The organism is Desulfosediminicola flagellatus (assembly GCF_005116655.2).
Lineage (GTDB): Bacteria > Desulfobacterota > Desulfobulbia > Desulfobulbales > Desulfocapsaceae > Desulfopila > Desulfopila flagellata.
The window spans coordinates 3,202,870-3,214,975 of the sequence record NZ_CP050698.1 but is presented as its reverse complement, the minus strand read 5'-3'; the positions used below and the strand labels follow the sequence as shown (position 1 = coordinate 3,214,975).

Below are 12,106 nucleotides of genomic sequence, written 5' to 3'. Positions count from 1 at the left end.
CTCTTCAATCAGATTCCTGCTGCGTCAAGGATGTCGGGCAATTTGTACTCCCAACCCAGAGTTTGAATCAGCACGCCCTGGGTAACCTCACGTAACGCTGCGATGGTCTCACCGGCAATTTTGATGCCTTCCAATTCGCGATCAGATGATTTGCGAATACGTTTGATGACATCTTCAGATATATTGGAACCTGGATCGGTGGTAGCGATATACTGAGCAATAGCAAGTGATTTGATGAGAAAAACTGTAGGAATTACAGGTACACCAAGTTCTTTAACCTTGGAGTAGAAACCGCTGAAATGCACCATGTCGAAGACTGGTGGGGTAATGATAAACGCTGCGCCGGCCTTAACTTTGGCCTGAGCAAGTTTAAGCTGTTCATCAAGCCCTTTGTCATTACTAAAAGGTGCAAGCGTGCAGCCGGCTGTATACGATGGAATGCCATCAAGCTCAAAGCCTTCCATGTCTTTTCCGGTTTGCAGTTTAGCGATAGCCTCAAGCAGTTGCACTTCATCGATATCGTTAACTGCGGTGGCCTCGCGGTGATCACCTTCAGTGATATCTTCACTATGCGCGACAAGAAGGTTCTGAACACCCAGGACATGAGCAGCAAGGATATCACCCTGCAGAGCCATTCTGTTTCTGTCACGACAATAGACATGCATGATGGTTTCGATTCCCTGTTGCTGCATAAGGACACCACCGGCCAATGCACTCATGCGCATAATACCGTTATCCATATCAGGGATGACTACCGCGTCTATTTTACCTTTAACTCTTTTGGCGTCGCTGACTAATCTGGAGATATTCACTCCTTTCGGAGTGTGCATTTCTGCCAGGACGACGAATTCGTTCGCTGCTAATCGTTTTTGAAAACTCATACGTCTTTGCTCCCTTTAATTCAGTTCAAGTGAGATCGTTTCAACTTCTGAGTTTAAAACCTTATTAAAACAAAGATGACTCAGGGTGAAATACGTCTACATCCTTTAAGTCTTCACCAAGGTACTCTCTCTCATTTGGTCCTAAGATTCCAAGAGAAAGACAGATGAGTGTCCAAAGGTGAACTGTGCTATATGAGCCACCGAAATGGTGTCCAATATCGTGAACCTGTGCATGACAGTTATGACAACCGGTAATGCAGTAGTCTGCACCGGTTTCAATTATCTGATCAAACTTCTTTTTACCATATGCACGTCGTTCTTCCGGATAACCTGATTGCAGGAATCCGCCACCGCCGCCGCAGCAATAGTTGTTGGATCTGTTTGGCGTCATTTCAATGACGTTTTCTTTTCCAACTACAGATTGGACAACATATCTAAGATCGTCAGCTACTGATTCACCATAGCCCTTACGAACTATCTGACACGGGTCCTGGATAGTGAACTTGACCTTTCTGTCTTTATTCCAGTCGGAATTGACTTTCAGGCGTCCTTCACGGATCCACTTCGCGTAATACTGATAGATAGATGCAACTTCAAAGTTGTGCTCAATACCGAATTTTTTCAGTCCAGCCCGGACTGAGAATGTAATGTGTCCTCATTCAGTATTTAGAAAGACCTTACACCCGAGTTCGTTTGCCTGGTTGGCAGATACTCTGGTTACTTTTTCCCAGCATTCATTGTCAGCCAGGAACAAGCAGTAATTTTCTGCTGCCCAGCCTTTACTGCCGTAGGTCCAGTCAACTCCTGCAAGATTCAGGATTTTCCATAAGGGAACAAGTTCGTCCGGTTCTGTTACCGGCTCCCTTGAGTTCTGATTGAGAAAGAAAAAGGCACCCTCTTTGTCGATAGGGGCAACCATATCTTTAAACTCAGGTTGTGATTCCTGGTACTCTGCGAGCACGTCTTCAACGACAAATATAAAATCGTCTGGAGCGGTACCCATTGCACTGTTTGAAGGATTTCTTAAGGCCATGTCGCAGGAATCGCGAATGCCTTTTGGTCGATCTTCACGGGGCCATGTTGCCCTCGCGTTAAATACGAGTTGGGGAATGTCGATTTGCATGGGGCATACATATATACACCGCTGACACATGGTGCACATCCAGACCCATGGGGATTTAGTAGCTTCTTCATCCAGACCCATTGCACACATGCGGAGGAATTTACGTGGATCCATATCCGCCAGTCCGGTTGCCGGGCAACCGGAAGCACATGCGCCGCAGGTAAGGCAAAGGTTCAGATTACCATCCTGAGGGAGGATATCTTTAACCTTATCTATGAAGAAACTCTCTTTCTTGCCTTTGATTTTGATACTGCTTTCTGCCATAAACTCAATCCTCTTTCTGCCCTGCCCGCAGTGCGGCACAGGTTAAACTCGATTGTCAGTCAGAACAAACAACATCACACTTCAGGCAGCGGTCTGTTAAGCCGCTGATATTGTAAAATTATACCTCCATAATAGAATCAGATGGTTTCGGTTTATTCCCATGATGAAATGATTCAACCATCTACGCACCAATGGGAACGCACGTTCGAAGTTATGCCATAAACGTCGTGACGATGTGTATCGAAATGACGGTTAGCTACATGGTGAGGTGGAGCAAAATGCGAGAAAAACGTAACATCAGCCTGTGCAGGATGATGTGAAATTTCGGTATGCCTGAGGTAATGCGGAATCATAGCAAAAACCTTAAGGCAGAATGATTGGAGGAAATTTTTTGATGACGGGAGGGTTGAGACAACAATACACCGACCAGCGACATAGAAATGCCGGGATAAGAGTACAGCGGAAATTGTGATGGTCTAAACATTACCATGCCGCTATTTCCTGTTGAGAGTGATCCTTTTTGTGGAGTTACCTGTACAGTCCCTATAGATAGGTGAAGTAAATACAAGTTATGTCCAGTGTATCTCCCGTCTTTGGTGATTAAGCAAAAATCGAATCTACAGACAGGTTTTTTAAAAGTCAATTATTTAGATTGAGGGGATAATTGTACGAAGGTACGAATTGGCAATGTAAGAGACACTGGAAACAGAAGGTAAAGTAAGCGCTGTGATAGTGGTTATGGGCAATTGCGCATATTAGATGTTTCTAACATTTGAGTGTTGTAATAGGGCTGGTGGGAAATATCAATAAAAATGAATAGTTTTTGCAATATATTTGAATGATACAGAGTGGTATAGCATTGAGTGGGACAGGGTCGTATGAGACATTGTGGAACTACCACAATGTCTCATACGACTTTTACGTACGGGTGAGCAATTGGCTTATACGAGCGTTAACGAACATTGTGGATTTTACCACTGCCACTATACGCATTTTCCCGAATAGTTTTGACGAAATCAAGAATTATATCCCATTTATTGAGTGGACTTATGAGGTATAATCCATCGACAAATTGAGCTACTTCACTGATCATTTGATCTGTATATTCAAGGGCGGCTTTTTTCTGGTCGGTAACAGTGTCATATTTTGCGAGTTTCTTTCGTATATCTTCCGGCACATAAATGCCCGGTACCTCGTTGTGAAGAAATTCTGCATTTCGTAGGGAAATAAGCGGAAAAATCCCTGGAAAAATACACATGTCGATATGCGATGTTTTCTCAAGCATCTGCATGACGGCTTTGGCAGAAAATAGTGGTTGAGTCATTGCAAAACGAGCCCCGAGTTCAGCCTTTTTCTCAAGACGGCGAATTTGCATATCAGGGTTTTCGGGTTTGAAACAAAAGGCAGCTCCAATAGAAAAATCAGTTTGGCCTTTGAGATCCTTGCCAGCCATATTTACTCCGTTATTCAAACCGCTCAGCATATTGATCAGTCCATGTGAACGAAGATCAAAGACACCGCTCACTCCAGGCTGGTCAGTACCGGTTGCTGAATCACCAGTGATAGCAAGAACTGATTCGATACCAAGCAGATGTGCTTCCATCATTCGTGCCTGTAAACCGAGTGCGTTGAGGTCACGGCCTGTCTGATGCAGGATCGTTTTAAGTGATGTTCTTTGCCGTATAAGTGAGGCAAGGCCAAGATTACCTGCGCGCAGAATTGCCAGGGGGTTTTCGGCAAGTGAGATTGCATCCACACCTGCTGCTGCAAGATGTTCGGCTCCCGTTAAGATATGCTCTACATCAAGGTGGGTTGGAGGATCAAGTTCAACGATTATGGGTAAACGATTTCTTTCTATGTTGCTAAGAAACTTACCAGGCTTGTTACGTCTGGAATGTTTACCTGGATCATTCTGCTGCTTTATCTGGATTGACGCTTTTGCATGAACCGGCTTAATTTTTAGAATTGATTTAAATCGGTGTACATGTGCAGGAGTGGTTCCGCAACAACCGCCAATAAGATGTACACCTGTGCGTATCATCTCTGCGGCTCTCATAGCCATATAGTCAGGCTGAGCGGGATAGATGGTTCGGTCTCCAATCATCTCAGGGACCCCGGCATTAGGGAAGGCTGAAAGAACGGTTTTTGCAGGTGCTGCCTGTGCCATCGCTCGAATAGCAGTCTCTGCAGAATGAACACCCCGTCCGCAGTTTGTGCCAATGATTGATGCTCCGCCTTTAAGAAGTTCTTGTGTGCAGGTGATGATATCATCACCATAAGGCGTGGTGTCTCCTGTTGGGAAAACCATTTGTGCGATAACTGGTAAGTGAGGAACGCATTTTTGTGCAACAGCAAGAGCCAGCTTCATTTCTTCGAGGTTTGAGAATGTCTCTAAAATGAGAGCGTCAACACCGCCTTCGGCAAGACCCATGCACTGTTCTGTAAATGATGATGAGATGTCTTCAATGGTCGTTTCATCGTCTACAAGCGGAAAGCGAGTACCAGTAGGGCCGACTGATCCGGCTACATACACTTTTTTGCCAGCAGCTTTTTTGGCTATATCAGCTCCAGCACGGTTTATGTCTCTGACTTTGTCGCCAAAGCCAATATGTTCAAGTTTGAAAGAATTTGCTCCGAAAGTATTGGTTTCAATGAGTTGACTACCTGCACGTATGTATTCTTCATGGGCGGTAAATACTGTGTCAGGGGATTGTATGTTGAGGAGATCAAGGTTCTTCTCCCTGCTGATACCGCACTCGTATAAATATGCGCCAAGTGCGCCATCGCCAAGAATGACCCGATCCTGAATGTAGGTAATAAAGTCTGGTTTCATAATATGTAATACGTCATACAAAGAATAAAACTACGAAAAGCCGAAGAGAGTTTGATGCGGAGGAGTGAAACGTCTGGAGACGAACCGGTGCCTGAACAACTCACCATCAATGCGGCGCTAATAAATAGAACAACCTGATATTAGCAACAATATAGGTATCTTTGATGAAGAAAATCAAGTGGAGGGTGATGAATCACACGATTGCTTGAGCAAAGGTAGAGAAATAGCGCAACCACAGGAGAGGGATTACTGACATGAAAAACGCCCGGAAAAGAATCTGCCGGGCGCTTAAGGTTAAATCGCTTAAAGCAAAAAGTGCCTGTTATTATTCGATTACGAAACGGGCGAGTGTTGACTTTACGGGAATGTATTCACCGATAGGTGCGAGTTTCTTGTTTGTACCGGCACAATCAACAACGACTTTCCAGAGGGTGTCGAGCTGTTCTGCTTCCTGCTCATTCTCAGGGGTAATCTCTACAACATTTTTATCTAATTCAATTTTCATAGATTTTCCTCAAGGTTGAAAAAGTCATTCTCTTGAAGTTTCAGTGCCACTCTGGTAATGACTTGAGGGCTGAAACCTGATGGTTGCACGGGGATGGCCCGTTTCACCATCCTCTTCAGTTGCCATTGTTGCTACGTACAGCTAAATGAAATGCATGAAAAAAGAAACGCGTGATTAAATACATAACATACAATAGCAAATGAGTGTGGAGAGGGAAAGGGCAGGTGTGTAAAATATTTCTTCAAATATGTGAAGGTATCTGTAACTTCGGCGCTCTTGGCAAGTAATAATTTTTCCTGATTAGTTAGGCTTTTGTGCTATCTGTCCAAATATTGATGAAAAACGTCATGCAGCCGGGTGGCGATCCTATTTATATGTAGGTCAACTGGTTTTCGTTAATCAGTGATAATGCATTTGACACTGTAAAAACATCGTGACAAATCCGAGAGTGATATTACCATTATTACTCGTTTAGTCTGAATAAATCGCAAGAAATCAAGAATTAATAAAAGGTTGAGAAGATGTCTCATTTTACCCCTAATTGTCTCCCGCTTCTGATCGGAAGTGTTCCCCTTGATAACCATAAAGAAGCTGCAGAGCTTATTTTTAACCATACGCCTGAAGTTCCCATCTGGCCTCAATTGCCGGCATTTAAGGAAGAGGGGATGATCCCTCAGTTTCTTCCTGGGTTTCCGGGTGTTGATGAGTGTGATGGCAAGGTGTTTATTAATGGTGAAGGTGAAAAATTCGATATGGATTTTCTTGCTTTTTTTGAGGAATTTCTAATGGTAACAGAAGGCGGGGCACCATTGGAAGATTCAAGATTTGCTCTTTCGTCGGATGTAGCAAAAGGCTTTTTTGAGTTCCTGAAAATTGCAGAGGATCGGAAAAGTGATTTGCAAGGTCTTAAAGGCCAGATTACCGGACCATTCACCTTCTGTACAGGCGTTGTTGATCAGGCAGGGCGCGCCATCTTTTATAATGAGCAGCTTCGTGATGCGGCGGTAAAAATGCTGGCACTCAAAGCGCAGTTTCAGGCGCGCAAAATGGCTGAGATCAGTACGCCTTCTATTGTGTTTTTTGATGAGCCTGGTCTGTCCGGTTTCGGTACCTCTGCATTTATCACTATCAGCAAAGAAGATGTTATCAACATTTTTTCAGAGGTGTTCGCTGCTGTTAAGGCTGAGAATGGACTTACAGGCGTTCATGTTTGCGGCAATACTGAGTGGTCGCTGCTCTTTGATGCAGGTGTTGATGTTGTCAGCTACGATGCATATTCGTATTTCGATCGTCTGGTGCTCTATCGTGATCAGATAAAAGATTTTTTTGCTCGAGGTGGTATCCTGGCAACAGGAATAGTGCCGACCGATGCAGAGCTGATTGAAACAGCCAGTGTTGACGCTCTTGTTGATATGTGGTTTGAGCAGACTGCTCAACTCGAAGCTATCGGTATTCCGCAGCAGACAGTTTTTAATCAGAGCTTTATCACTCCGAGTTGCGGAACCGGAACGGTAACCAGGGCGCAGGCCGTTAAAGTGCTTGAGTTGACACGTGATGTTTCGGCAAAGATCAGGGAGAGGCTCTCGTAACTGCCACTATTTCAGTAGGAAATACGTAAAAACAGCCGTGCAGGATAGATCCTGCACGGCTGTTTCTTTTTTAGCATACAAATCAGCTGATTAATCGACAGCTATATTGCCAATCTGCTGTTTGAAATAGTTGTCGGGGGTAGTTTCAAACCGCTGAATAATCGAATTGAAAAAGCGGTTGATTACCTCTGTCTCTGTGCTGGAAAATCCTTTAACTAATTCTCTATTGTACTCAAGTACGTACGGCATAGCTTTCTTACCTATATTCCGTCCCTTATCAGTAAGGAAGAGATGGGAGGCACGACCGTCGGTTGATGACGGGCTTTTAATTATGAGATCATTTTTTACCATCCGCTCAACCAGGGTGGTGATTGCAGATTTGTTCTGAAGTAATTCACGACTGAGGTCCACGAGCTGACAACCATCATTTCCCATGAGGTAAAAGATTGCAGCTATCTGGGTGGTTGTGGCACCAACCTGGCTGGTTAGCTCTCGATCAGACCACTTAAGCAAAATTCTCTGGGAGAGATTGAGCTTAAAAAAAAGCATATAGTCTGCCACAATCTCAGTCATGACTGTTTCTCGCTGATAAGAACAGTTATCTCGGCAAAACAGACTTCCACCCCATGAGTATCTGTAATTTTGACAGGTACTGTTTTTTCGCCAGGACTTTTCCAGTTTATATCACTCCCAACTGTAATCGCACGAAGGTCGGTTGTCGCTTTGGCGAGATATTTAACGTTCATGCCAATTGGAATCCAGCGATAATTTTTTGGAATCGAAACTTCTGTCATCAGTCCTGCAACCATTTCTGCAGCATTACACATTGCTATGGCATGTACTGTGCCGAGGTGGTTATGGACTTTCGGACTGTTAGGCATGGTGATCTCGGCGTATCCCGGTTTGAGATCAACGAACATTGGGTCTATTGTTGAGAAATATGGTGCAATTTTTGAGATTTCTTTTGAAAAGGCATCATTGCCGACTGCCTGGTACAATTCGTAGAGCTTACTCATAATGGATTTTCCTCCACAAAAATACAGGATAACGGTTTAAGGATGGCTGCCAATCTGGTAAGTTACAAGACGACAACGGGAATGTTCACATATGAACCATATGATACACATGTGTACCATGGGTCAAGGAGTATTACCCGTACGGGCTATTTTTCGTAATTGAAACGAAGAATGACGACAAATTAACCACATTTTGAGGCACAAGACGTTTAGTATGCACAAAACAAAGTCTTGCCTAACCTGATAGAGCATTATAAAATAACTAATTTATCTAAAAGAGATTTTCTGCCTTGACTAGAGCACAGAAAATCGACTAAGCGTTGGCAGGTGTAATAAGAGCGTGAAGATCGGGATGAAAACTGATTATCTCACTATCTCCCGGTACGTTCGTCATCAAAATTTGCATTTGCTGCCTCACAAGAGATTGTGTCGCATTAAATTACGTGCAGGTAAACAGATTTGCTCGTGTTGATGTATAAACTGAACTGTTAGTAATATGTTCAGCCCAATAGTATTTTTCAACCCGGAGGAAAAATATGTTTAAGATTGTGAAACGTGAAGAGATGGCTGAAGGAACGGTGATTCTCAATGAAATTGATGCACCTCTCATTGCGAAGAAAGCAAAACCCGGTCAATTTGTAATCCTGAAGGCGAACGAGGAAGGAGAACGTATTCCTCTGACTATGGCAGATACTGACCCGGAAAAAGGCACCATTACAATTATTTATATGGTTGTAGGAAAATCAACTGCCCTCTTCAGAGACTTGAAAGTTGGCGAGGGCTATCAGGACGTGATTGGACCTCTCGGTAAAGCCACTCACATTGAAAAAGTTGGTAAAGTGGTTTGTGTTGGTGGTGGAACCGGTGTTGCGGTTTTACATCCGATTACACGTGCGCTTAAAGAAGTAGGTAACGATGTTACCTGTATCATCGGTGCTAGAAATAAAGGTCTTCTGATGATGGAAGATCATATGAGAAGCGCAAGTAACGACCTTCGTATCTGTACTGATGATGGTTCTTACGGTCATCACGGTTTTGTTACAGAAGTAATGAAAGAGGTTCTTGAAGAAGGTGGTGTGAAGCTTGTTGTTGCCATTGGTCCTGTTCCTATGATGAAGGCTGTCAGTAATATCACCAAGGAATATAACGTCGAGACTCTGGTGAGCCTTAATCCTATCATGGTTGATGGAACCGGGATGTGCGGCGGCTGTCGTGTAAGCATTGGCGGCGAAACAAAATTTGCCTGCGTTGATGGCCCCGAATTTGACGGCCATAAGGTTGATTATGATGAGCTTATGCTTAGACTGCGCGCATATCAGGAAGATGAGAAACAGTGCCACAATGACTACTGCACTATTCGGGATGCTAAGTAATTATACAGCGCCGAGCTACAGTCGAAGGTGTTAACGACTGCAATTACCTTAACAATAAGTAGCGAGTTCTATCGTTTCTATATATGGAGGCAATAATGGCCGAGAAAGTTGCGAAGAAAGTGAAGAACCCACGAATTGCGATGCCCGAACAAGAGCCACAAATCAGGGCTCGAAATTTCCTTGAAGTACCTACCGGGTATACCCCGAAAATGGCTCAGGAAGAAGCTGCACGCTGTCTGCAATGTAAAAAACCTGCCTGTGTTCAGGGCTGTCCTGTTGGAGTAGATATTCCGGGATTTATTGATCTGCTCAGCCAGGGTGACATGACCGGCGCTATCCGGAACTTATGGACAAAGAATGCATTGCCAGCAGTATGCGGCCGTGTATGTCCCCAGGAAGTACAGTGCGAAGGTCTCTGTATCCTCGGAAAAAAAGGTGAGCCGGTTGCTATCGGTAACCTTGAGAGATTCTGTGCTGACTATGAGCGCGAAAATGGTAGCGGAGAGACACCGCCAGTAGGTGCGCCTACCGGTAAGAAAGTTGCAGTTGTTGGTTCCGGTCCTTCTGGATTGACCGTAGCAGGCGATCTGATTGTAAAAGGACATGATGTAACCATTTTTGAAGCATTTCATAAGCCTGGTGGCGTTCTTGTTTATGGTATCCCTGAATTTCGTCTGCCAAAAGATATCGTAGCCCAGGAAGTGAATTTTCTTGAGCGGCTTGGTGTTAAAGTTGAATGTAACGCAGTTGTAGGAAAGACTGTGAGCCTTGAAGAATTATTCGAGCAGGGTTTTGATGCTATCTACGTTGGTGTTGGTGCAGGGTTGCCGCGTTTTATGAACATTCCCGGCGAGAACCTGGTTGGCATCCTTTCTGCTAACGAGTATCTCACACGTGCAAACCTGATGAAGGCTTACAAATACCCTGAGGTTGATACGCCAATTCCAAAAGGAAAAAGTGTAACAGTTCTTGGTGCAGGTAACGTTGCTATGGATTCTGCACGTACTGCAATGCGTCTTGGTGCAGAAAAAGTTCGTATAGTATACCGTCGTTCACGTGATGAGATGCCAGCCCGTGGTGCTGAAATTCATCATGCTGAAGAAGAGGGAATCGAACTGTTTCTGCTGACCAACCCGACTAAGTATATTGGTGACGAGAATGGTCGCCTGATTGGTATGGAATGTCTGAAGATGGAACTTGGTGAGCCGGATGCTTCCGGAAGACGTCGCCCGGTAGCAATTGAAGGTTCTGAATTTCAGCTTGATACTGATCTTTGTATTGTTGCTGTCGGTTCCGGTGCTAATCCACTACTCACTGCAGAGACCCCTGATATTAAACTGAATCGATGGGGTAATATCGATGCTGATGAAGCAAACGGCAAGACAACCATGAAAGGTGTCTGGGCTGGTGGAGATATCGTAACCGGCGCTGCTACTGTTATTCTGGCTATGGGTGCAGGCCGTGCTGCTGCAAACTCTATGCACGACTATCTGACGCTCGGCTGGTAACCTACCACATAAATAGTACGAGTTTTTTAGCCTTCCGGATGTACTTCCGGAAGGCTTTTTTTTTACATCTTCATGGTAAGCATTTGCACAAAATAGATTTGTCATCCCTTTCCCTTTGGTAAAAAAGGCATATTGTATCACCTACAAACAGAGTATTCTGTATATGATTTGAAATGTCAAAAGAGTGTTTGAACGAAAATTTGCAAATTTTTTCAAGTTCAAGGCGATGAGAATTTTAAGCAGTTGAATACACTAAGTATTTAGAAGATTAAAATTTGAGACCAACGAACAATTACGGGAAATTGGCGGTTTTCGGTGGGGCACTAACTATGAGGGTATAACATGCTTACGATTACAGATAAAGCGAGAATGGTTCTTCATCAACAGGGCGCAGGAGGTGAAAAATTCCTGCGTATATTAGTGAAATCAGGTGGCTGTGCAGGAATGACCTATGATGCTGAGATTGATGATAAAAAACTAGATGGTGAGAAAACTGTCCTGACTGATGGAGATATCGGTATAGTATCAAACGAGGAAAGTATAGGGTTTCTTAAAGGGCTTGTAATAGATTATTCTGATGATCTTATCTCTGCAGGTTTCAGATTCAGTAACAGCAGTAATGAATCATCCTGTGGCTGTGGTGCAAGTTTTACCCTTTCCGGTTTTCCAACATTTGATAAAGGAGGCGCAACCTGTGGCTCTTAACCCTATTCCTCTTTTAGGTGGGAAGTCAGTCCACTGCATAAATGAACAGCAAATGGCTGAGGCGATTCGGCTAGCTGAAGATGATAAAGAAGCATCCCCCAAAATCCAGAAAAGATTGAAAGAGCTTGAAGGTGATTTATCCCGTAACGAATTAGCCGCTCTGGCTTTCATTATTATCCAACGATTGAAGAATTCAGCCTGAGCTTAATTAGATTATGGTATTTCACCGCTCATTAATGTGTGGGTCATATGCCTTAAATCGCATCTGCGCGCTTTTTTTCGTAATTCTGATTGGTTGTTGTTGGGAGT

11 protein-coding genes are annotated in these 12,106 nt (G+C 43.9%); 5 read left to right on the top strand and 6 right to left on the bottom strand.

Annotation, left to right across the window (positions count from 1 at the left end):
- Positions 1-8: 8 nt before the first annotated feature.
- The 4 genes from FCL46_RS13440 to FCL46_RS13425 all read right to left on the bottom strand — a co-directional run bounded on the left by FCL46_RS13440 (position 9) and on the right by FCL46_RS13425 (position 5,606).
- Positions 9-881 carry a methylenetetrahydrofolate reductase gene (locus FCL46_RS13440; RefSeq protein ID WP_136807834.1) on the bottom strand — a complete coding sequence of 291 codons (873 nt, stop codon included), beginning with the start codon at positions 879-881 and terminating at the stop codon, positions 9-11.
- A gap of 64 nt (positions 882-945) precedes the next feature.
- On the bottom strand, positions 946-2,268 hold the full coding sequence (locus FCL46_RS13435) for a (Fe-S)-binding protein (RefSeq protein WP_136807835.1): 1,323 nt from the start codon (positions 2,266-2,268) through the stop codon (positions 946-948).
- 952 nt (positions 2,269-3,220) lie between these two features.
- Positions 3,221-5,101, bottom strand: a complete 1,881-nt coding sequence (locus FCL46_RS13430; RefSeq protein ID WP_136807836.1) for a bifunctional homocysteine S-methyltransferase/methylenetetrahydrofolate reductase — start codon at positions 5,099-5,101, stop codon at positions 3,221-3,223.
- A 325-nt stretch (positions 5,102-5,426) separates the two neighbouring features.
- A complete protein-coding gene (locus FCL46_RS13425; protein WP_136807837.1) occupies positions 5,427-5,606 on the bottom strand; it encodes a hypothetical protein in 180 nt (59 codons plus the stop codon).
- A 521-nt stretch (positions 5,607-6,127) separates the two neighbouring features.
- Between FCL46_RS13425 and FCL46_RS13420 the strand changes: the two genes are divergently transcribed.
- Complete coding sequence (locus FCL46_RS13420) at positions 6,128-7,195, top strand: uroporphyrinogen decarboxylase/cobalamine-independent methonine synthase family protein (RefSeq protein ID WP_136807838.1); 1,068 nt, start codon at positions 6,128-6,130, stop codon at positions 7,193-7,195.
- 90 nt (positions 7,196-7,285) lie between these two features.
- Here the strand turns inward: FCL46_RS13420 and FCL46_RS13415 are convergent, their stop codons facing one another.
- Both FCL46_RS13415 and FCL46_RS13410 read right to left on the bottom strand, forming a co-directional pair.
- Positions 7,286-7,768: a MarR family winged helix-turn-helix transcriptional regulator gene (locus FCL46_RS13415; protein ID WP_136807839.1), complete on the bottom strand. Its 483-nt coding sequence runs from the start codon at positions 7,766-7,768 to the stop codon at positions 7,286-7,288.
- On the bottom strand, positions 7,765-8,211 hold the full coding sequence (locus FCL46_RS13410) for a hotdog fold domain-containing protein (protein WP_136807840.1): 447 nt from the start codon (positions 8,209-8,211) through the stop codon (positions 7,765-7,767). Before FCL46_RS13410 ends, FCL46_RS13415 begins: the two co-directional genes overlap by 4 nt.
- 536 nt (positions 8,212-8,747) lie before the next feature.
- Here FCL46_RS13410 and FCL46_RS13405 point away from each other — a divergent pair.
- The 4 genes from FCL46_RS13405 to FCL46_RS13390 all read left to right on the top strand — a co-directional run bounded on the left by FCL46_RS13405 (position 8,748) and on the right by FCL46_RS13390 (position 11,999).
- Positions 8,748-9,584 (top strand): sulfide/dihydroorotate dehydrogenase-like FAD/NAD-binding protein, encoded by an 837-nt coding sequence (locus tag FCL46_RS13405; RefSeq protein WP_136807841.1) that lies wholly within the window; start codon positions 8,748-8,750, stop codon positions 9,582-9,584.
- A gap of 95 nt (positions 9,585-9,679) precedes the next feature.
- Positions 9,680-11,092, top strand: a complete 1,413-nt coding sequence (gltA, locus tag FCL46_RS13400) for an NADPH-dependent glutamate synthase (RefSeq protein WP_136807842.1) — start codon at positions 9,680-9,682, stop codon at positions 11,090-11,092.
- A gap of 342 nt (positions 11,093-11,434) precedes the next feature.
- Complete coding sequence (locus FCL46_RS13395) at positions 11,435-11,797, top strand: HesB/IscA family protein (protein ID WP_136807843.1); 363 nt, start codon at positions 11,435-11,437, stop codon at positions 11,795-11,797.
- Positions 11,787-11,999, top strand: a complete 213-nt coding sequence (locus tag FCL46_RS13390) for a hypothetical protein (protein WP_136807844.1) — start codon at positions 11,787-11,789, stop codon at positions 11,997-11,999. Before FCL46_RS13395 ends, FCL46_RS13390 begins: the two co-directional genes overlap by 11 nt.
- Positions 12,000-12,106: the final 107 nt, after the last annotated feature.